This is a genomic window from Sphingomonas sp. Sph1(2015) (assembly GCF_001970915.1).
Taxonomy (GTDB): domain Bacteria; phylum Pseudomonadota; class Alphaproteobacteria; order Sphingomonadales; family Sphingomonadaceae; genus Sphingomonas; species Sphingomonas parapaucimobilis.
In genome coordinates, this window is record NZ_MQUI01000003.1 from 134,211 (window position 1) to 153,938 (window position 19,728).

20 protein-coding genes, 1 tRNA gene and 1 pseudogene are annotated in these 19,728 nt (G+C 69.6%); 21 read left to right on the forward strand and 1 reads right to left on the reverse strand.

The genetic code is table 11. The features are described 5' to 3' along the window. Window positions 1-4 precede the first annotated feature (4 nt). The 5 genes from BSZ14_RS02355 (at window position 5) to BSZ14_RS02375 (ending at window position 7,297) form a co-directional block, all read left to right on the forward strand. Window positions 5-1,078 (forward strand): protein-glutamate methylesterase/protein-glutamine glutaminase, encoded by a 1,074-nt coding sequence (locus BSZ14_RS02355; protein WP_076709624.1) that lies wholly within the window; start codon window positions 5-7, stop codon window positions 1,076-1,078. A gap of 13 nt (window positions 1,079-1,091) precedes the next feature. Continuing rightward, the gene (locus BSZ14_RS02360) at window positions 1,092-2,840 is read left to right on the forward strand and encodes a hypothetical protein (RefSeq protein WP_139330266.1); all 1,749 of its coding nucleotides are present in this window, start codon (window positions 1,092-1,094) and stop codon (window positions 2,838-2,840) included. A 134-nt stretch (window positions 2,841-2,974) separates the two neighbouring features. Continuing rightward, entirely contained in the window at window positions 2,975-4,699 is a 1,725-nt protein-coding gene (gene poxB / locus BSZ14_RS02365) for a ubiquinone-dependent pyruvate dehydrogenase (RefSeq protein ID WP_076709626.1), read from the forward strand. Next, a complete protein-coding gene (locus BSZ14_RS02370) occupies window positions 4,696-5,214 on the forward strand; it encodes an FUSC family protein (RefSeq protein WP_076709627.1) in 519 nt (172 codons plus the stop codon). Before poxB ends, BSZ14_RS02370 begins: the two co-directional genes overlap by 4 nt. A 262-nt stretch (window positions 5,215-5,476) precedes the next feature. Next, window positions 5,477-7,297: a glycoside hydrolase family 127 protein gene (locus BSZ14_RS02375; protein ID WP_445190531.1), complete on the forward strand. Its 1,821-nt coding sequence runs from the start codon at window positions 5,477-5,479 to the stop codon at window positions 7,295-7,297. Between the two features lie 569 nt (window positions 7,298-7,866). Here BSZ14_RS02375 and BSZ14_RS02380 read toward each other — a convergent pair. Continuing rightward, window positions 7,867-7,942, reverse strand: a tRNA-Val gene (locus tag BSZ14_RS02380). 188 nt (window positions 7,943-8,130) lie between these two features. Between BSZ14_RS02380 and BSZ14_RS02385 the strand changes: the two genes are divergently transcribed. The 16 genes and pseudogenes from BSZ14_RS02385 to BSZ14_RS02460 form a co-directional block, all read left to right on the forward strand. Continuing rightward, window positions 8,131-8,610 carry a hypothetical protein gene (locus tag BSZ14_RS02385; protein ID WP_076709629.1) on the forward strand — a complete coding sequence of 160 codons (480 nt, stop codon included), beginning with the start codon at window positions 8,131-8,133 and terminating at the stop codon, window positions 8,608-8,610. Then, window positions 8,610-9,920, forward strand: a complete 1,311-nt coding sequence (locus BSZ14_RS02390) for a DNA-packaging protein (protein ID WP_076709630.1) — start codon at window positions 8,610-8,612, stop codon at window positions 9,918-9,920. Before BSZ14_RS02385 ends, BSZ14_RS02390 begins: the two co-directional genes overlap by 1 nt. Window positions 9,921-10,069: 149 nt before the next feature. After that, a complete protein-coding gene (locus BSZ14_RS02395) occupies window positions 10,070-11,173 on the forward strand; it encodes a phage portal protein (protein WP_076709631.1) in 1,104 nt (367 codons plus the stop codon). Next, window positions 11,170-11,475 (forward strand): DUF6127 family protein, encoded by a 306-nt coding sequence (locus tag BSZ14_RS02400; RefSeq protein WP_076709632.1) that lies wholly within the window; start codon window positions 11,170-11,172, stop codon window positions 11,473-11,475. The genes BSZ14_RS02395 and BSZ14_RS02400 overlap by 4 nt, the downstream gene beginning before the upstream one ends. After that, window positions 11,472-11,852 carry an HK97 family phage prohead protease gene (locus BSZ14_RS02405; protein WP_076709633.1) on the forward strand — a complete coding sequence of 127 codons (381 nt, stop codon included), beginning with the start codon at window positions 11,472-11,474 and terminating at the stop codon, window positions 11,850-11,852. The genes BSZ14_RS02400 and BSZ14_RS02405 overlap by 4 nt, the downstream gene beginning before the upstream one ends. A 1-nt stretch (window position 11,853) precedes the next feature. Further along, a complete protein-coding gene (locus tag BSZ14_RS02410) occupies window positions 11,854-12,849 on the forward strand; it encodes a phage major capsid protein (RefSeq protein ID WP_076709634.1) in 996 nt (331 codons plus the stop codon). Window positions 12,850-13,047: 198 nt separating this feature from the next. Beyond that, the gene (locus BSZ14_RS02415) at window positions 13,048-13,542 is read left to right on the forward strand and encodes a hypothetical protein (RefSeq protein WP_241823609.1); all 495 of its coding nucleotides are present in this window, start codon (window positions 13,048-13,050) and stop codon (window positions 13,540-13,542) included. Beyond that, entirely contained in the window at window positions 13,539-13,928 is a 390-nt protein-coding gene (gene gp17, locus BSZ14_RS02420; protein ID WP_076709635.1) for a tail completion protein gp17, read from the forward strand. The genes BSZ14_RS02415 and gp17 overlap by 4 nt, the downstream gene beginning before the upstream one ends. 11 nt (window positions 13,929-13,939) lie before the next feature. Further along, window positions 13,940-14,347: a phage major tail protein, TP901-1 family gene (locus tag BSZ14_RS02425; protein ID WP_076709636.1), complete on the forward strand. Its 408-nt coding sequence runs from the start codon at window positions 13,940-13,942 to the stop codon at window positions 14,345-14,347. Continuing rightward, window positions 14,344-14,652: a gene transfer agent family protein gene (locus BSZ14_RS02430; protein WP_076709637.1), complete on the forward strand. Its 309-nt coding sequence runs from the start codon at window positions 14,344-14,346 to the stop codon at window positions 14,650-14,652. Before BSZ14_RS02425 ends, BSZ14_RS02430 begins: the two co-directional genes overlap by 4 nt. Beyond that, complete coding sequence (locus BSZ14_RS02435; RefSeq protein ID WP_042490581.1) at window positions 14,649-14,846, forward strand: phage tail assembly chaperone; 198 nt, start codon at window positions 14,649-14,651, stop codon at window positions 14,844-14,846. Before BSZ14_RS02430 ends, BSZ14_RS02435 begins: the two co-directional genes overlap by 4 nt. Continuing rightward, entirely contained in the window at window positions 14,839-15,375 is a 537-nt protein-coding gene (locus BSZ14_RS02440; RefSeq protein ID WP_076709638.1) for a tail tape measure protein, read from the forward strand. Before BSZ14_RS02435 ends, BSZ14_RS02440 begins: the two co-directional genes overlap by 8 nt. Window positions 15,376-15,536: 161 nt before the next feature. After that, window positions 15,537-17,810: a DUF2460 domain-containing protein gene (locus tag BSZ14_RS02445; protein WP_076709639.1), complete on the forward strand. Its 2,274-nt coding sequence runs from the start codon at window positions 15,537-15,539 to the stop codon at window positions 17,808-17,810. Beyond that, on the forward strand, window positions 17,807-18,613 hold the full coding sequence (locus BSZ14_RS02450) for a DUF2163 domain-containing protein (RefSeq protein WP_076709640.1): 807 nt from the start codon (window positions 17,807-17,809) through the stop codon (window positions 18,611-18,613). The genes BSZ14_RS02445 and BSZ14_RS02450 overlap by 4 nt, the downstream gene beginning before the upstream one ends. Then, window positions 18,610-18,993 (forward strand): hypothetical protein, encoded by a 384-nt coding sequence (locus BSZ14_RS02455; protein ID WP_076709641.1) that lies wholly within the window; start codon window positions 18,610-18,612, stop codon window positions 18,991-18,993. The genes BSZ14_RS02450 and BSZ14_RS02455 overlap by 4 nt, the downstream gene beginning before the upstream one ends. Then, window positions 18,993-19,728, forward strand: a pseudogene (locus tag BSZ14_RS02460) (hypothetical protein); the annotation flags it as partial. The gene BSZ14_RS02455 and the pseudogene BSZ14_RS02460, both read left to right, overlap by 1 nt.

Below are 19,728 nucleotides of genomic sequence, written 5' to 3' on the forward strand. Positions count from 1 at the left end.
GGCCATGAGCAAAGTCCGCGTGCTGGTGATCGACGACAGCGCCAGTGTCCGCCAGGCGATGACCGCGATCCTGTCCGCCGACCCGGACATTCAGGTGATTGCCGCCGCCGCCGATCCCTTCGCCGCCGCGCGCCACATCCAGGAGGAGGTGCCCGACGTCATCACGCTGGACGTCGAGATGCCGCGCATGGACGGCATCACCTTCCTGCGCAAGCTGATGGCGCAGCGCCCGCTGCCGGTCGTCATGTGCTCCTCGCTGGTCGAGGAAGGCTCGGAAACGCTGCTCCAGGCGCTGGAGGCCGGGGCGGTCGACGTGATCCTGAAGCCGCGGGTCGGCGTCGCCGATCACCTGAACGAAGCGCATATGATGATCCGCGAGACGGTGAAGGGCGCGGCCAAGGCGCGGCTCGGCGCGCGGCGTGCCCAGACCAGGCTGAGCCCAGCGCAGAAGCTGACCGCCGATGCCGTCCTGCCGCCCCCCACCGGCCGCGCGATGAGCCGCACGACCGAGATGGTGGTGTGCATCGGCGCCTCGACCGGCGGCACGGAGGCGCTGCGCGAGGTGCTGGAGGCGCTGCCCGCCAATTCGCCGGGCATCGTCATCGTCCAGCATATGCCGGAGAGCTTCACCCGCGCCTTTGCCAAGCGGCTGGACGGGTTGTGCCAGGTCGACGTCAAGGAGGCCGAGGACGGCGACACGGTGATGCGCGGCCGCGTGCTGATCGCACCGGGCGGCCTGCGCCACACGATGCTGGAGCGGCAGGGCGCGCGCTATGTCGTGTCGGTGCGCGAAGGGCCGCTGGTCTCGCGCCATCGCCCCTCGGTCGATGTGCTGTTCCGCTCGGCGGCGCGCAATGCGGGCTCCAACGCGGTCGGCATCATCCTGACCGGCATGGGCGACGACGGGGCGCGCGGTCTCCTCGAAATGAAGCAGGCGGGCGCGCGGACCTTCGCGCAGGACGAGGCGACCTCGGTCGTGTTCGGGATGCCCAAGGAAGCGATCGCGCGCGGCGCGCATGACAAGATCATCCCGCTGGGCAGCGTCGCACGCGAACTGCTCCACGCCACGGCCCGCTAAGAAGGAACGACAGATGTTTGTGGCACGGATCGATACCGACAATGCGGTTCCGCTGGCTGGCGGCCTGCCGACCCCGCCCGCCATCTCCTTTGCGGTGCTGGCGGAGCAGGTGCAGAACCGGATGGGTGGCCTGGAAGACGCGTTTCGCGAAACCGGCGAGACGCTGGCCACCGCGATCGGCACGATCGACGGCATGGCGGACGGCCTGGCGAGTATCCGTCAGGCCCTGTCGCACGACACCGCCGGTGTGGCCGTCTCCCGGCTGCGCGACGTCGCCTATCGCCTGATCACCCTGCCGATCATCCAGAAGCGGCGCGCGATCGAGGTCGAGACGCTGACCGGCCGCACCCGCGAGCTGCGCGGCCTGCTGAACGAGGTCAGCACGATCCTGAAGCTGCTCGGCATCTATGGGATGAACATCAAGATCGCCTCGTCGGGCGAGGCGGCGTTCTTCAACTTCGTCGTCGGCATGGACGAGAAGCTGACCACCGGCCGCCAGGAACTGCGCCAGATCGAGCGGCAGCTGGACCAGTTCGGCCGGGTGGTGGGCGACGTCCAGAAGGCCGACCGCCTACTCGCGACCGAATGCGACCGCGCCGGGGCTGCCGTGCCCGCCGAGCTGACCGCCAATGCCAATGCGCTGCAGGATCATATCGAATCGGTGATGCGCATGACCGACGAGGTCGGCGGCATCGTGCGGACCGTGCAGGGCGAGGTCGCGCGCATCCTGGGCGCGATCCAGATCGGCGACAGCGTGCGCCAGCGCGCCGAACACGCCATCACCATGCTGCACCGGGTCGCGAGCGAGGATGCGAATGGCGGTATGCCGGACGGAGCCAGGGCGCATATGGCCCGGCTGATCTCCGCGCAATTGAACGCGATGGCCGACGAGTTCGGGCGGGAGATCGCCTCGATCGTCACCTCGCTCGAACGGCTGGCGCCGCTGGCGGATCATCTGCGCGATCTGCTGGGGTCGCAGGGCGGCGCGGACGGACAGCTGCTGTTCCGGCTGGAACATGGCATTTCGACGCTGGGCAACGTCACCGATCAGCTGTGCGACGCCGATGGCCATCTGGCCGAACTGACCGGCTTCGTCAGCCGCACGCTGGCCGACCTGACCGACGGACTGAGCCGCATCCGCCACATCGCGGTCAATGTGCAGGATATCTCGACCAACACCCAGCTGCTGTGCCGTCGCCACGGCACGCTGGGCCGGGCGGTGGCGGTGATCGCCAAGGAGGTCGCCCCCTGCGCCAGCCGCCTCGACCAGCTGAGCGTCGCGGTCGGTTCGCTGATCGGGGTGCTCAGCGGGATCGACCTGGTCCAGCAGGACAACACGCACAGCAAGAATGGCGACACGCGCGGCGCGTTGCAGGAAGCGCTGTCGGTCGTGCGGCGGGCCTGCGAAAGCTCGGCCGGGGCCATGGTGAAGGGCGGCGGCGATGCCGAGCGGATCGTCGCCTCGCTCCAGGCGAGCGCCGGGGATCTGGGCGAGCAGCGCGACTTTGTGGAGGCGCTGTGCTCGGTGGCCCTGGGGCTGACCCGCTATGCCGATCGGGTCGCGCCCGAGACCCCGGACGGCACCGAACTGACGGCGGCGGACGAGGCCGTGCTGGCGGAGCTGCTGCCCTGGGCGGCAAGCCTCTATACGATGGCATCCGAGCGTCTGATCCATGCGGCCTATCTGCTGCCCGGCATGGAGCCGGTGGCGACGGTCACGGCGGCGGTGACGTTCGACGATGACGATGACGGGCTGTTCTGATCGCGATTGCACGGCGGTTTAGACGTCTTGCACGAAGTTCATCTCCGGGGTGCGAAGCCATTCGCATCCCGGATCGTTTCGCTCTTGCAGCATGACGGGCACCGGCCCCGTCGATAGTGAGGGAAAGACGAACCATGGCCGAGACGATCGCCGATCTTTTGAACCGCACGCTGGTCGAGGCGGGCGTCGAGCGAATCTGGGGCGTGACGGGCGACAGCCTGAACGCGTTCAACGATTCGCTGCGCAAGTCGGGCAAGATTCAGTGGATGCATGTCCGCAACGAGGAGGCGGGCGCCTTTGCGGCGGGAGCGGAAGCCGCGGCGACGGACAGGTTGGCGGTCTGTGCGGGGAGTTGCGGGCCGGGCAATCTCCACCTGATCAGCGGGCTGTTCGACTGCCATCGCAACCATGTGCCGGTGCTGGCGATCGCGGCGCATATCCCGTCGAGCGAGATCGGCCTGAACTATTTCCAGGAAACGCACCCCACCGAGCTGTTCCGCGAATGCAGTCATTTCTGCGAAATGGTGCAGGACCCGCGCCAGATGCCCGAACTGCTCCACCGCGCGATCCGCACCGCGATCGGCAAGCGCGGCGTGGCGGTGCTGGTCATCCCCGGCGATGTCGCGCTGAAGCCTGCGCCCGAGACGCGCAGCGTCGCTTTCCCGCCGCTCGCCACCCCGCGCCTCGTGCCGCCGCAGGCGGAGCTGGGCAAGATCGCCCAGCTGCTCAACGAATCGAAGGCGGTGACATTGCTGTGCGGTGCAGGCACGGCGGGCGCGCATGACGAGGTGGTCGCGCTGGCCGAGGCGCTACAGGCCCCGATCGTCCACGCCTATCGGGGCAAGGAATGGATCGAGTACGACAACCCCTATGATGTCGGCATGACCGGGCTGATCGGCTTTTCGTCGGGCTATCACGCGATGATGGAGTGCGACACGCTGCTGATGCTCGGCACCGACTTTCCCTATCGCAACTTCTATCCCGAAAAGGCGAAGGTGGTGCAGGTCGACCGCGACCCGAGCGCGCTGGGGCGGCGGGTGCCGCTCGACCTGGGCGTGGTCGGCGACGTGGCGGAAGTGGCGCGCGGCCTGATCCCGCTGGTCGGCGGCGAGCGCGATGGCCGCTTCCTCGACAAGGCGCGCGCGCATTACCGCGATGCCCGCAAGGGGCTGGACGACCTCGCCACCCCGCGCGACGGCGACAAGCCGCTGCATCCGCAATTCGTGGCCCGCACCATCGACCGGCTCGCGAACGAGGATACCGTCTTCACCGCCGATGTCGGCACGCCCGCCGTCTGGGCGGCGCGCTATCTGACGATGAACGGAAAGCGGCGCATCATCGGCTCGTTCAACCATGGCTCGATGGCCAATGCCTTGCCCCAGGCACTGGGCGTGCAGGGCGCCTGTCCGGGGCGGCAGGTCGTGTCGATGTCGGGGGATGGCGGGCTGACCATGTTGATGGGCGACATGTTGACCGCGGTGCAGATGAAGCTGCCGGTCAAGATCGTGGTCTTCAACAATTCGACCTTGGGCTTCGTCGCGCTGGAGCAGAAGGCGGCGGGTTATGTCGACGACAATGTGTCGCTCCAGAACCCCGACTTTGGCGCGATCGCGCGCGAGATGGGTTATTTCGGGGTGCGCGTCACCCGATCGGACGCGCTGGAGGGCGCCTTGCGCGAGGCGTTCGCGCATGACGGCCCGGCACTGGTCGATGTCGTGACCGAGACGCAGGAACTCATCATGCCGCCCAAGATCCAGGCCGAGCAGATCAAGGGGTTCAGCCTTTATGCCGCGCGCGCGGTGCTGAGCGGGCGCGGGGACGAGGTGCTGGAACTGGCCAGGGCGAACCTCTTGCGGTGACGCCGCCGCCCGCCCTGCGAAGCTGGGTGACGGCGCATGTCTCACGCGAGGAGACGGTGCGTACCATCGCCTTTGTCGCGCGCTGTACCGGCGCGGCGGTGCTGGCGCTCGGCATCGCCGACCGGCTGCACCTGGACCATCCGGTCTGGGCGAGCGTCTCCGCGCTGGTCGTCTCGCAGGACCGGCTGGGCGACACGCATCGCTCGCTCACCTGGCGGATCGTCGCGACGCTGATCGGCGTGGCGGTGGCGCTGCTCGTCGCCTTCGCCATGCCCGGTGCGGGGGCGGTCGCGATGCTGGCGGTGGCGGTCAGCGTCACCGCCGCCATCGCCCGCATCCGCACCGAATTGCGGGTGTGCATGTGGACCTCGGTCATCGTCCTGCTGACCGTCCCGCCGGGGGGCACGATCCTGACCGCCGCGCTGGCGCAGGCGCAGGAGGTCATGCTGGGTGTGGCGATCGGGGCGATCCTGCACTGGGGCTTTGAGCGATTGCTGTTCCGCCGAACCGGCTGATCCTCTGTCCGACAAATAAACATCATTCCGCGGTCGCCGGGACGCCAATTTCGCGCCCTGGCTGGAAAACGTTTGCGGATTCCGGCCGTGCGACGCAGACTGCTGCAAAATCGAATAGTCGGAGAAGATCATGCCTTCATGCTGTTCCGCGCCGTCGCGGCGCCAAGTCCTTGCCACGGCCAGTATCGGTGCCTTGGCGACCGGATGGGGGGCGGTGATGCCCGCCTCCGCCTGGGCGCAGAACGGGACCGGCGGGAAGCCGATGGCCCCCATGCCCGCCAATGCGGTCCAGCCCTTCGACATGGCCGATGTCACGCTGGCCGACAGCCCCTTCCTCCATGCGCAGAAAATGACCGAGGCGTATCTGATGCGCCTGCAACCCGACCGGATGCTCGCCAATTTCCGCACCAATGCCGGATTGAAGCCCAAGGCACCCGTCTATGGCGGCTGGGAGTCGGAGGCGCAGTGGGCCGACATCAACTGCCACGGCCACACGCTGGGCCATTATCTCTCGGCCTGCGCGCTGGCGTACCGCGCGACCAGGGACAAGCGCTATCGCCAGCGGATCGACTATATCGCGAACGAACTCGCCGCGTGCCAGCAGGCGGCGGGCACCGGCCTGGTCTGCGCCTTCCCCAAGGGTCCTGCGCTGGTCGCGGCGCACCTGCGCGGCGAGCCGATCACCGGCGTCCCCTGGTACACGCTGCACAAGGTCTATGCGGGCCTGCGCGATGCGGTGCAGCTGGCGGGGAGCGAGCCGGCGCGGCCGGTGCTGATCCGGCTGGCCGACTGGGGCGTCGTGGCCACCAAGCCGCTGTCGGACGCGCAGTTCGAGACGATGCTGGAAACCGAATATGGCGGCATGAACGAGGTCTATGCCGACCTGTATTTCATGACCGGCAACGCGGATTATCGCCACCTTGCCGAACGCTTTTCGCAAAAGGCGGTGATGAAGCCGCTGACGGGCGGCCGCGACTATCTCGACGGGATGCACGCCAATACGCAAATCCCGAAGATCATCGGGTTCCAGCGCGTCTATGAGGCGAATGGCGACGACGCCTATCACAACGCCGCCGCCTTTTTCTGGCGGACGGTCGCGCATACCCGTGCCTTCGCCACCGGTGGTCACGGCGATGGCGAGCATTTCTTCGCCATGGCCGATTTCGACAAACACGTCTTCTCGGCCAAGGGATCGGAGACCTGCTGCCAACACAATATGCTGAAGCTGACCCGCGCGCTGTTCCTGCGCGATCCGCAGGCCGAATATGCCGATTATTACGAGCGCACGCTCTACAACGGCATCCTCGCCTCGCAGGACCCGGATTCGGGCATGGCGACCTATTTTCAGGGTGCGCGGCCGGGTTACATGAAGCTCTATCACACGCCCGAGGACAGCTTCTGGTGCTGCACCGGCACGGGCATGGAAAATCATGTGAAGTATCGCGACTCGATCTACTTCCATGACGACCGCGCGATCTATGTGAACCTGTTCATCCCCTCGACCGTGACCTGGGCCGACAAGGGGGCGACGTTGACCCAGGTGACGAACTTCCCCGAGGTGGCGAACACCCAGTTCCGCTGGACACTGCGCCAGCCGACCGAGCTGACCCTGAAGCTGCGCCACCCGAAATGGAGCCGCACCGCGACCCTGCTGGTCAACGGTGCGGAGGTGCAGCGTTCCGACAAGCCTGGCCGCTATGCCGAGCTGACCCGGACGTGGAAGACCGGCGACACGGTGGAATGGCGCCTGGTCATGGAGCCCGCCGTCGAAAGCGCCCCCGCCGCGCCGGAGATCGTCGCCTTCACCTATGGACCGCTGGTCCTGGCGGGCGCGCTGGGCCGCGAGGGGCTGGCCCCGGGCGCGGACATCATCGTCAGTGAGCGCAAATACGGCGAGTATAACGACACGCCGTTCCAGGCGCCCACGCTGGCGGGTGAGCCCGATGCGCTGGCGAGGAAGATCAGCGCGACGGGCAAACCGCTGGAATTCACCATCCCGGCGGCGGATGGCCAGCCGGTACGGCTGGTCCCCTACCACCGCATCGCGCATGAGCGGTACGCGACCTATTGGAAGCTGGCTTAGGCCAAATCGGCATTCACGCTCCCCCTCTTCCCTCTCCCCTGGAAAGGGGAGAGGGTTAGCGAAGCTTGCCAGCTTGGCTGGCTAGCGCAGCTTGGGTGAGGGGTTGAGCGAGCCTTCGGCTCGCGCGCTCGCTTGCGCGAGCGCAGCACCCCTCACCCAGCTCCGACTAAGCCTTTGCTTTGGCAAAGGCCAAGTCTGCGCAACCCTCTCCCCTCGATGAGGGGCGAGGGAAAGTTGGGCATGTCTGAATGTCGATCCGACCCAAATCCAAACTCGACCACCCCCGCGAAAGCCGGGGTCCAGTTGCCACGCCGTCGCGGCTAATAGCACAAAAAGATTTGTTCGCGCGGAGACGCGGAGACGCGGAGGACGCAGAGAGGGTGTCCGATTGGCCTGGGCAAGCCTTCATCACCAAGCGGAGAAAGGCATAAAGCTGCAGCAGGCGAGGCACCTCCGCGCCTCCGCGTCTCCGCGCGAACAAAAAATCTCGACCCGTTACCGCTCCACCGAGCGCATGGCGGCTAGACCTTGGCCTTCGCCGGGGCGGGGCTATTCGGGGATGTTTGGAATGGTGGGCGATGACGGGCTCGAACCGCCGACATTCTCGGTGTAAACGAGACGCTCTACCAACTGAGCTAATCGCCCCCTCTCGGGAAGGCCCGCCTAATGCCGATGCGTTCCGCATCTGGCAAGCCGCTTTTATGCCTCCAACCCATCTGGTTCGTTTGTTGGATACAAACCCCACCGGCATCGGTACATAAAGGGAACATCGAGGGGCGGATGCGACCGGGGGAGCGGTCGGGTTCGCGCTCGGTGTTACGGGGGGAGTGGGAATGGCCGGAACGGGGGAGGGCGCGCGGTGGACGCTGGCGCGGCGACGGCAATTCCTGGCGGCGTTGGCGGTCAGCGCCGATGCGGGCGCGGCGGCACGGGCGGTGGGAGAGACGCTGCGGGCCGCACGCACCTTGCGGGCGCGCGACCGGGCCTTTGGCGAGGCCTGGGATGCGGCGATCGGCGCGGCACATGCGCTGGTCGAGGAAGGGCTGCTGCGCCGGATGCTCGCCCTGTTGGCGGCCGGGGACGGGGAGGGAGGCGGAGAGGCCGGTGCGGGGACCACCGGCCTCTCCATCACCCCGCCGCTCCAGCCGACCGAGGTGCAATTCTATCTGAAGCTGCTCGCCCGCCGCGATGCGCTGGCCCAGGCCGGTGACGGCGCAAGCGAAGCGGCGCGGGCCGATGCGGCCGAGACCGATGCGGCGCTGGAACGCGCGCTCGATGGGCTGGCGCGGCGGCGGTTGAAGGGGATGGCGTGATGGCGGGACAGGATGCGGCAACGCGGCTCGCCACGCTGGCGATGCTGGAGCCGGGTGCGCGCGAACAGGCGCTGGCCGCACTGACGGCGGCGCAGAAGCGCGAACTGGTCGAGCGATGGGAATTATGGGCGCATGACGGACAGGTCGCGCCGCCGGGCGACTGGCGGGTCTGGCTGATCCGCGCCGGGCGCGGCTTCGGCAAGACGCGCGCGGGGGCGGAGTGGGTCAGCGCGCTGGCCCGCGACCATCCGGGCGCGCGGATCGCGCTGATGGGGGCGACACTGCGCGATGTCGAGCGAGTGATGGTGCGCGGCGAAAGCGGGCTGCTGGCGGTGGCGCGAAAGGGTGAGACGCCGAAATGGATCGGCAGCCTGGGGCAGGTGCATTTCGCGTCCGGCGCGATCGGCTTCGCCTATTCGGCCGCCGCGCCCGAGGCTTTGCGCGGGCCGCAGCATCATGCCGCCTGGTGCGACGAACTGGGCAAGTGGAAGGGGGAGGCCGGGTGGGACAATCTGATGATGACGCTCCGGTTGGGTGAGACCCCGCGCGTGCTGGTCACGACCACGCCGCGCGCGACGCCGCTGATGCGCAAGGTCATGGCGCTGCCCGATTGTGTCGAGACGATCGGGCGGACCAGCGACAATGCGCATCTGCCCGACAGCTTCCAGGACGCAATGATCGCCCAGTACGGCGACACGCGGCTGGGGCGGCAGGAGCTGGACGGCGAGATGGTCGACGACCGCGAGGGGGCCTTGTGGACCCGCGCTTTGCTCGACCGGCAGCGGGCCAAGTCGGTGCCCGCACTCGACCGGGTGGTGGTCGGCGTCGATCCGCCCGCGACCAGCGGCGGCGACGCCTGCGGGATCGTTGCGGTGGGGCTGGGGCGCGACGGCCATGGCTATGTGCTGGAGGACGCCAGCGAGGCAGGGCTTTCGCCCGAGGGTTGGGCGGCGCGGGTGGCGGGCTGTGCCCGGCGCAACCGCGCGGACCGGGTGGTGGCCGAGCGCAACCAGGGCGGCGACATGGTGGAAAGCGTGCTGCGGCTCGCCGACCCGACGCTGCCGGTGCATCTGGTCTATGCCTCGATCGGGAAAGCGGCGCGGGCCGAGCCGGTGTCGTTTCTCTATGCGCAGGGGCGGGTTTGGCATTCGCGAGGGTTTCCGGCGTTGGAGGACGAGTTGTGCGGGCTGGGGGTGGCGGGGGCCTATGACGGACCGGGCCGCTCGCCCGACCGCGCCGACGCGCTGGTCTGGGCGCTCACCGAGCTGATGCTGTCGGGGCGAGGGCCGCCGGGGATACGGAATTTGTGAGCTGATCCTCCCCGGAACGGGGGGGGGACCATCCGCAGGATGGTGGAGGGGGATCGCGGCGAGGGGTGACCTTGCGTGGAAGCACCCCTCCGTCAGCGCTGCGCGCTGCCACCTCCCCGTGCCGGGGAGGAGCTAGAGGAGATTCGATCATGAGGATGTTCGGTCGCAAGACCGGGCGGGGGGCCGCGCGTCCTTTGCTCGGATTGGGTTTGGCCCGGTCGGGGGTGCCTTTGACGGGGGCGGCACCGTCCTATGAGAGCCAGGTGCGCGAGGGCTATCTTCGTAATCCGGTGGCGCAGCGCGCGGTGCGCATGGTCGCGGGCGGGCTGGCCGATGCGCCGCTCACCGCGTCGCATCCCGAACTGGTCGCGCTGGTCGCGGCGCGCAGTGAGGGGCAGGCGCTGCTGGAGACGGTGGCGACGCACATGCTGCTACACGGCAATGCCTATGTGCAGATCCTGCGCGATGCCGAGGGCGATGTGGTCGAGCTGTTCGCGCTGCGTCCCGAGCGGGTGACGATGGAGCTGGACGCGAGCGGCTGGCCCGCCGCCTATCTCTACCGCGCCGGGGGCCGGGTGACGACGCTGCCGGTCGATCCGGTGAAGCCGTCGGTGGTGCATCTGAAAAGCTGCCACCCGCTCGACGATCATTACGGGCTGGGCTGTCTGGGCGCGGCGGCGGGGGCGATCGCGATTCACAATGCCGCCGCCGCCTGGAACCGCGCGCTGCTCGACAATGCGGCGCGGCCTTCGGGGGCACTGGTCTATGATCCGGGCGATGGCTCGACGCTCACCCCCGACCAGTTCGAGCGGCTGCGTGCCGAGATGGAGGGCTTTGCGGGCAGCGGCAATGCGGGGCGGCCGCTGCTGCTGGAGGGCGGGCTGAAGTGGCAGGCGATGAGCCTGACGCCGGCCGAACTCGACTTCATCGCGGCCAAGTCGTCCGCGGCGCGCGAGATCGCGCTGGCGTTCGGGGTGCCGCCGATGCTGCTCGGCCTGCCCGGCGACAATACCTATGCCAATTATCGCGAGGCGAACCGCGCGCTGTGGCGACAGGCGATCCTGCCGCTGGCGGGTGCGATCCTGAGCGGGCTGGCGCAGGGACTGGCGGGCTGGTTCGAGGGCGCCAGCCTGTCGGTCGATATCAACCGCGTCACCGCGCTGGCCGAGGAGCGCCAGATGCTTTGGGCCATGGCGGCGAGCGCCGATTTCCTCGATCCGGCGGAGAAGCGCGCCATGGTGGGGCTGTCATGAGCAGCGACGTTCTGGCGCGGCTGCTGGCGCAGGCGGCGGATAGCGGCGCGGACCTGGTGACGCTGCGCGCGGTCGCCGAGGAAGCGGGCGAGCTGGGCGCGACACGGGCGCTGACCCGGCTGGGTCTCACCGACCCGCAAGCGGCGGCGGATGTCGCCGAACTGCGCGAGCTGCTGTCGGCTTGGCGCGAGGCCAAGTCGTCGGTGTGGAAAAGCGCGGTCGGCTGGCTGACGCGGTTGCTTGGGGCGCTGCTGCTGGCGGGGATCGCGATGCGGCTGGGCATGGAGGATTGGCTGAAATGAGCCTCTCCTTCACCGGCTATGCCGCGATCTGGGACCGGATGGACCGGGCGGGCGACGTGATGCGACGCGGGGCCTTTGCGGGGGCGGGCGACGTGCCACTGCTCTGGCAGCATCGCGGCGCGGCGATGGGACACATCACCGCCATGGCGGAGGACGATACGGGCCTGTCGGTCGAGGGCATGGTCGACGACCCCGTGCTGGCCGCTCTGGTCCGCTCCGGCGCGGTGGCGGGGCTGTCGGTCGGCTACCGGCCGCGCGTCGTCCATCAGGGGGCGGCCCGCGCCATCCTGTCGGCCGAACTTATCGAGATCAGCCTGGTGACGGTGCCGATGCAGCCGCTTGCCCGCGTGATTCAGATTTTTACCAAGGGGGAATGATATGGACGTGATCGAACGGCCCGTGCTGGACGGCGCGCGCAAGACCAGCGGCGCTTTCGACGGCTATGTGCGCAGCGGCACCACCGTCGAGCTGAAGGCCTTTACCGGCACCACCGGCGACAGCGGCGGCTTTGCCGTCCCGCGTGAGATCGACGCGGCGATCGGGTCGGTGCTGCGCAACGTCTCGCCCATCCGCGGCATCGCCAATGTCGTGACGGTCGGCTCGGCGGGGTATCGCAAGCTGGTCACGACCGGCGGCACGCCGTCGGGCTGGGCGAGCGAGACGGCGGCGCGGCCCGAGACGGCGACGCCCAGTTTCGTCGAACTCGCCCCGCCGATGGGCGAGCTTTACGCCAATCCCTCGGCCAGCCAGGCGATGCTGGACGACGCGGCCTTCGACGTCGAGGGCTGGCTGGCGAGCGAGATCGCGACCGAGTTCGCACGCGCCGAGGGGCAGGCCTTTGTCAGCGGATCGGGTATCAATCGGCCCAAGGGTTTCCTGACCAACCCGGTCTCGACCGCCAAGGACGGCGCGCGCCCCTTCGGCACGCTGCAATATATGCCGAGCGGTGCGCCGGGCGCGTTCGGGGCGGGCGCGGAGGACCGGCTGGTCGAGCTGGTCCAGCTGCTTCGCGCGCCCTATCGTCAGGGGGCCTGTTTCGTGATGAACGCGGCGACCTCGGCACGCATCCGCAAGCTGAAGACGACGGACGGCCAGTTCCTCTGGGCGCCGGGGCTTGCGGCGGGGCAGCCCGCAACGCTGCTCGGCTATCCGGTGGTCGAGGCGGAGGACATGCCCGATGTCGCAGAGAACAATTACGCCATCGCGTTCGGCAATTTCCAGGCGGGCTATCTGATCACCGAGCGCGCCGAGACCGCGATCCTGCGCGATCCGTACAGCAACAAGCCGTTCGTCACCTTCTACGCCACGCGGCGAGTCGGCGGCTGCGTCAGCGACTCGGAGGCGATCAAGCTGATGAAGTTCGCGACGGCCTGAGTCCCTGAAAAATCGGGGCAGCCGCAAGGGGCTGCCCCGTAGTTCAGGGAGGATGCCGGACCCGGCCGGGGGGCGCGGGGTCGGCATGGCCGGTGCCCAAGGGGGAGGAGGGCAGCGGCTGCCCGACTCTCTGCGCGCCAACTGTGACGCCCGTGTGTCGGACCTGTCGCAACTTGTATCGATGAAGGAGTTTACATGATGAGCGGGACGAAGGAGGCCATGCCCCCGGCGACCGTGACGGCGGCGGCGGGCGCGGTGCGCGCGCTGCTGCGGCTGGAAGAGGGCAATGAGGCGGCGCTGGTTGAGCGAGTCGCGGGCGTTGCGCTGGGGCTGGCCGAATCCTTTTGCGGGCAGATGCTGATCCGGCGGCACGTCGAGGAGCCGCTGTCGGGATCGGTGGCGTGGCAGGCGCTGGCGGCGACGCCGGTCGCGGCGATCCTGTCCGGCGGTGAAAACGCGATCGACCGGGACGGGCGTGGTTGGGTCCGCACGCGGGAGGCCGCGACGGTGCGCTATCGCGCGGGTCTTGCCGAGGGTTGGGACGGCCTGCCGCCCGAGATCGCGCATGGCGTGGCGATCATGGGCGCGCATCTGTTCGACAATCGCGATGCCGCCGCCGTTCCGCCCGCCGCCGTCGCCGCACTTTGGCGGCCATACCGGCGGATGCGGCTCGACGGGCCGAGGCGGGCATGACCGCGCGCGAGGCGCTCAGGACCGGGCTGATGGCCGCGCTCCGCCCCGCGCTGACGCCGCTGGGCGTGGCGCTGTTCGACGCGGTGCCGGTGCGGGCGAGCGTGCCGCAAGCCGTGCTGGGCGAACCGAGCGACAGCGATTGGGGCGCGGCGGGGATCGAGGGGCGCGAACTGCGGGTCGTGCTGACCCTGACCGATGAGGGGGAGCACCCCCGGCGCTTACGCACCTGCGTCCAGGCGGCGGAGGCAGTCGGCCTGGCGGACGTGCTGGCGGACGGGTGGCGGGTGGCGGCGCTGAGCGTGACCGCGACCCGCATGGGGAAGACGGGTGCGCGCTGGACGGCGAGCGTCGAATGGCGCGCCCGGTTGTGGCGCACGGGACAATAGGGGGACGGGACATGGCAATCGAAAAGGGAAGCGCCTTTCTGCTCAAGATCGGCGACGGGGCCGAGCCGCCCGCCTTCGCGACGATGGCGGGGCTGCGCACCACGCAGTTGTCGATCAATGGCGAGACGGTGGTGGTGACGAGCAAGGATTCGTGCGGCTGGCGCGAATTGCTGTCGGGCGCGGGGGTGCGGCATGTCAGCGTGGCGGGCGCGGGCGTGTTCACCGGATCGGCGGCGGAGTCGCGGATGCGCGGCCATGCGCTGGCGGGCACGATCGAGACCTATCGGTTGAGCTTCGAGAGCGGCGGGTCGATGACCGGGCGGTTCCTGGTCACGCGGCTGGATTACTCGGGCGATTTCGGCGGCGAGCGGACCTACACGCTGGCGCTGGAAAGCTCCGGCCCGGTGGTGTCGGCATGAGCGCGAATCCGATGCGCGGCGAGGCGAGCGTTCGGGTCGGCGGCGCGGAGCTGGTGGTGCGGCCGAGCTTCCAGGCCCTGGTCGCGGCGGAGGGCGAACTCGGTCCGCTGTTCGGGCTGGTCGAGCGGGCCGGCGAGGGCAAGCTCTCGCTGGGCGAGGCGGCGGCGCTGATCTGGCATTGCCTGCGCGAGGTGCCCGAGGGGTTGAGCCGCGAGCAGCTGGGCGAGGCGCTGGTCGATCTGGGGCTGGCGGCGCTGGCGCCCGTGCTGCGCCAATTGCTGCGCCAGATATTGGGCGGAAAATGACCTTCGCCGAGGCGGCGGCGCGGCTGGCGGGGATGGCGGGCGCGGTGCTGGGCTGGTCGCCCGACCGCTTCTGGCGCGCCACACCGGCCGAGCTTCAGGGAATCGTGACGGCGATGGCGGGCGGTGGTGAGGGTGGCGATCCACCCTCGCCCGCCACGCTCGCCCGCCTGCGGGAGATGTATCCGGATGGATGAGCAGGATTTCGCGCCCCGCATCGACATGCGGGGCTTCGCAGCGGACATGGGGGCCATGCGCGCCGAACTCTCGCGCGGGCTGGGCGATGCGGCGGAGATCGGCGCGCGCTCGGTCGAGGGGGCGCTGCTGCGCGCCGCGCGGACGGGCAAGTTCGGCTTCGAGGAGTTGAAGGCGACCGCGCTGTCGGTGCTCGACCAGATCGCGCGGGTGGCGTTGAAACAGGGGATGGCGTCGGTCGGCGATGGCGGGTTGCTCGGCCTGCTGGGCGGCCTGGCCTCGGGTTTGCCGGGCCGGGCGACCGGCGGGCCGGTGTCGCCCGACCGGCCCTATCTGGTCGGCGAGCGCGGGCCGGAGGTCTTCGTGCCGACCAGCAGCGGGCGGGTCGAGACGCTGCGCCCCGGCGGCGCCCCGCGTGACGTCCGTGTTGCGATCACCATCAACGCCGGGGCGGGGGAGGCGGCGGGCGTGCTGCAACGCTCCAGTCGACAGGTCGCAAGGGCGGTACGCGCGGCGCTGGCCGAGGACTGAAACCCCATTCCTCCCCTGCAAGGGGAGGTGGCAGGCCGGAGGCCTGACGGAGGGGTGTCCCGGCCGGTTAGGGCGGTGAAACCCATGACCGGGGACACCCCTCCACCATGCTCCGCATGGTCCCCCTCCCCTTGCAGGGGAGGAATAGAAGGAATGCTGTCATGCAATATTGCCTGCACGACCAGCGGCGCGAGCAGCGGAGCGACATTCTTTCACGCTTCGACCCGCGCTACTGGACGGTCGATTTTCCGCGCCCGATGATGGCAGCGGTCGTCGCGACCGCACCGGACGCGCTGCGGATCGATGCGGTATTCTACCGTGCCGACGATCTGGCCGGGCTGATCTGGGAATCGGCGGATCGGCACGACCATCCGCTGCTGCGCTACGACACGGCGCGCGACTATCGCGACTGCCGGTTGCGGTTCCGCTGGCGCTCGGGCGGGATCAAGCCGCTGGATGCGCGGCATGGGCCGACGCTGACGATCGAGGGGCGCGATGAAAGCGGCAAGGCCCGTGCCTGGTATGTCCGGCTGTGGAATTACGCGACCGGCACGCCGGAGGATGCGGAGGTCGTGATCGACTTCGCGAACCTCGCAGGCGGGTTCCGATTTCCCGAGGATCGTGATCACGTCTGGGCTGGCGATGTCGACCGGATGTTCGTCTCACTGGTCGCACCCGATTACGATGCCGGCGCGACGTTCCTCGCCCGGCCGCAGGAGGGCTGGGTCGAACTGACCCGCATCGCCTGTGACGGACCGGGGGCGGTGATCGGTGTCGGCGCGGGCGTTCTGCCCGAACAGGGGTTTCGGATCGCCAGCGGTTATGACGACAGCTATCACCTGACGCCGCAGCGTTTGCTGCGCAACATGCTGCACCTCGGCTATCGCGGCGGCATCGTCCACTATGTCGGCATGAGCCATTATTTCCGGCTCGAACGCAGCGGCGAGGGGCTTTACGCCAGCCTGATGGGCGGCGCGCTGAACGCGGCATGTGCGGCCTGGCATCGCGGCTTTGCCCAAGAGGCGAAGGCGCTGGGGTACGACCTGATCTGGTCGCTCTCCTACGAGCTGTTCGACGCGCATTGCTGGGGGGACTGGAAGCAGCGCTCGGCCGATGGTGCGCCCGCGCTGACCGGCTGGGAGCCGCCCTCCACGCTTCTCAGCCCGGCGCATTCGGGCGCGATGGCCTATCTCCAGGAAGTGGCGCGCGCCTTTCTGGCGATCGGCCAGGCGGCGGGTCTCCCCCCGCAATTTCAGGTCGGCGAGCCATGGTGGTGGGTGCGCCCCTCGGACGGGGCGCCGTGCCTGTGCGACGCGGCGGCGGTGGCGGCCTTCGCGCCGGTGCCGATGGCGAGCATGGCGGGCGCGAAGACGCAAGGGCAGCGCGATACGCTCGACCGGGCGGGGGCGTGCCTGGCGGCATCGACGGCGGCGCTGTGTGCGGCGGCGAAGGCGGCGGCACCGGGCTGCGTCACGCATCTGCTCACCTATCTGCCGACCGTGCTCGACCCGCTGGCTCCCGAAGCCAAGCGCGCCAACATGCCGATCGGCTGGGCGAGCCCCGCCTTCGATGTGCTGCAACTGGAGGATTATGACTGGGTGACGGCAGGCGCCACCGCCTCGACCCGCAAGGGCGTCGCGCTGGCCGAGGCGCGGCTCGGCTATCCGCCCGCGCGCCAGCATTATCTGTCGGGCTTCGTGCTGCGCGCCGACCAGCGCGGGCAATGGGGCTGGATCGCCCAAGCGGCGGAGGCGGCGCGGGCGCGCGGCGTGGTGCAGACCTTTTTGTGGGCGATGCCGCAGGTGATGCGCGACGGATTCACCTGCTGGGAAGGGGAGGAGGACGAGATGCAGGCTTTCGACGATGTGCTGTTCCCGCTGGCGCTGGGCCGCGAGGCGGAGGTGACGCCGGGCTTCTCGACCGCGATCCTGACCAGCGCGGGCGGGCGCGAGGCGCGCAACGCCGCCTGGGCGGGGGCGCGGACGACCTATGATGTCGGCCCCGGCATCCGTTCGGCCGAGGACATCGCCGCGCTGCTCGGCTTTTTTCGGGCGCGGATGGGACCGGCGCGGGGTTTCCGCCTGCGCGATCCGTTCGACAGCATCGGCACTGATGAAGCGATCGGCATCGGCGACGGCACCACGCGCCGCTTCGCGCTGGCCCGTCATTATGGCGACCAGTCGCGTCGCATCACCCGGCCGGTGGTGGGCAGCGTGTCGGTGAAGATCGCAGGCCGCAATGCCACCGGATTCGGCCTGGAGCCGGGCGGCTGGCTGCTCTTCGACACCGCCCCTGCGGCGGGCGCGGCGATCACCGCCAGCTTCACCTTCGACGTGCCCGTCCGCTTCGCCGAGGACCGGCTGAGCGCGACGCTCGCGGGGTTCCGGGCGGGGGCTGCTGCCTCGGTCCCGTTGGTCGAGGTGCGCGAGGCATGAGTGCCGACACGCTGACGACATGGGTGCTGTGCTGGCGGATCGAGCGGCGCGACGGCGTGACGATCGGGCTGGCGGGCCACGACCATGACCTGTGGATCGAGGGGCTTCGCTATCGCGCCGCACCCGGCCTGACGCCCAGTGCGATCCTGCGCGGTGATGGCCTCGACCCCGATCTGATGGAGGCATCGGGGGCGCTGACCAGCGCGGCGATCGGCGAACGTGACCTGTTGAGCGGTCGCTGGGATGGAGCGAGCGTCGCGGCGATCGCGGTCGACTGGAGCGGCGAGGCGGCACCCGTGCCGCTGGGGCAGGGGACGATCGGCGCGGTCCAGCTGGGCGAGGGCGGGTTCACCGCCGAACTGCGCGGTGTGGCGGCCTCGCTGGACCGGCCGGTGGCGGAGGAAACTTCGCCCGATTGCCGCGCGTCGCTGGGCGACCGGCGGTGCCGCGTGGCGATGGCGGGGCGGCGGCGGTTCGTGCGGGTGACGGCCTGGGATGGCGAGGTCGCGCTGACCCTCGACGCGGCCGAGCCGGTCGCCAACGCCTATGGCCAGGGACGGCTGATCTGGTTCGGCGGCGACAATACCGGGCTGGAGGCGATGGTCGCGCGGTCCGAGGGGAACCGGCTGTGGCTGTCCGCCGCCCCTGCTTTTGCGGTCGCAGCAGGCGCGCTGATCGAACTGGTCGAGGGGTGCGACAAGCGGCTGGAGACCTGCCTGTCACGCTTCGGCAATGTCGTGAACTTTCGCGGCGAGCCGTTCCTGCCCGGCATCGACCTGCTGACCCGCTATCCCGGCGCATGACCCCCGAGGTCATGAACGGCGTCGAGGCGGCGGCGCGGGCGCTGGTCGGCGTGCGGTTCCGGCTGCACGGGCGCGATGCGGTGCATGGGCTGGACTGTGTCGGTCTGGTCGCGCTGGCGACGGGGCGGGATGCGCCGACCGGCTATGGCTGGCGCAGCGGCGATGAGGGGCGGGTGGCGGCGCTGCTCGATGCCGTATTCGCACGCTGCGGGGATCAGCCGGGCGCGGTGCTGCTGATGCAGGCCGGGCCGGGGCAGCTGCATCTGGCGATCCGGGTCGGCGACGGGATCGTCCACGCCGATGCGGGGCTTCGCCGCGTCGCTTGGCGGCCGGGAGCGCCGCCCTGGCCGATACTGGGATATTGGAAGGGGGAGAGGTAATGGCGACCTTGGTCTTGGGCACGGTGGGGCGTGCGCTGCTGGGGCCGGTGGGCGGCGCGATCGGCGCGCTGATCGGCAATCGGGTCGATCATGCGGTGCTGGGTCCGCCGCGCCGCCAAGGCCCGCGTCTGGCCGAGCTGTCGGTGCAGACTTCCACCTACGGCACGCAGATACCCGCCGTCTTCGGCGCGATGCGCGTCGCCGGGCCGGTGATCTGGGCGACCGATCTGGTCGAGGCGCGGGGGCTGACCGGCGGCGGCAAGGGGCGGCCGGGCACGGAAAGCTACAGCTACTCCGCCAACTTCGCGGTCGCCTTGTCGGGGCGGGCGATCCGGCGGGTCGGGCGAATCTGGGCCGATGGCCGGTTGCTGCGGGGGAGCGCGGGGGACTTCAAGGTCGCGACCGGCTTTCGCCTCCATGAGGGCACGGAGGACCAGCCGGTCGACCCGCTGATCGCCTCGGTCGAGGGCGCGCGGGCGTCGGCCTTTCGGGGCATCGCCTATGCGGTGTTCGAGGGGCTGGCACTGGCCGAGTTCGGCAACCGTATCCCGCAACTGACCTTCGAGGTGGAGGCCGATTCCGGTCCCGTCTCCTGCGACGGGATCGCACGGGCGCTGTCGCCTGTGGTGCGGCCGGGCGATGCGGGGATGCGCGTGGCGGGCTTTGCCGCGAGCGGGGGCAGCGTGCGCGCGGTGCTGGAGATGCTCGCCGGGATGAGCGGCGGGCAATGGGTCG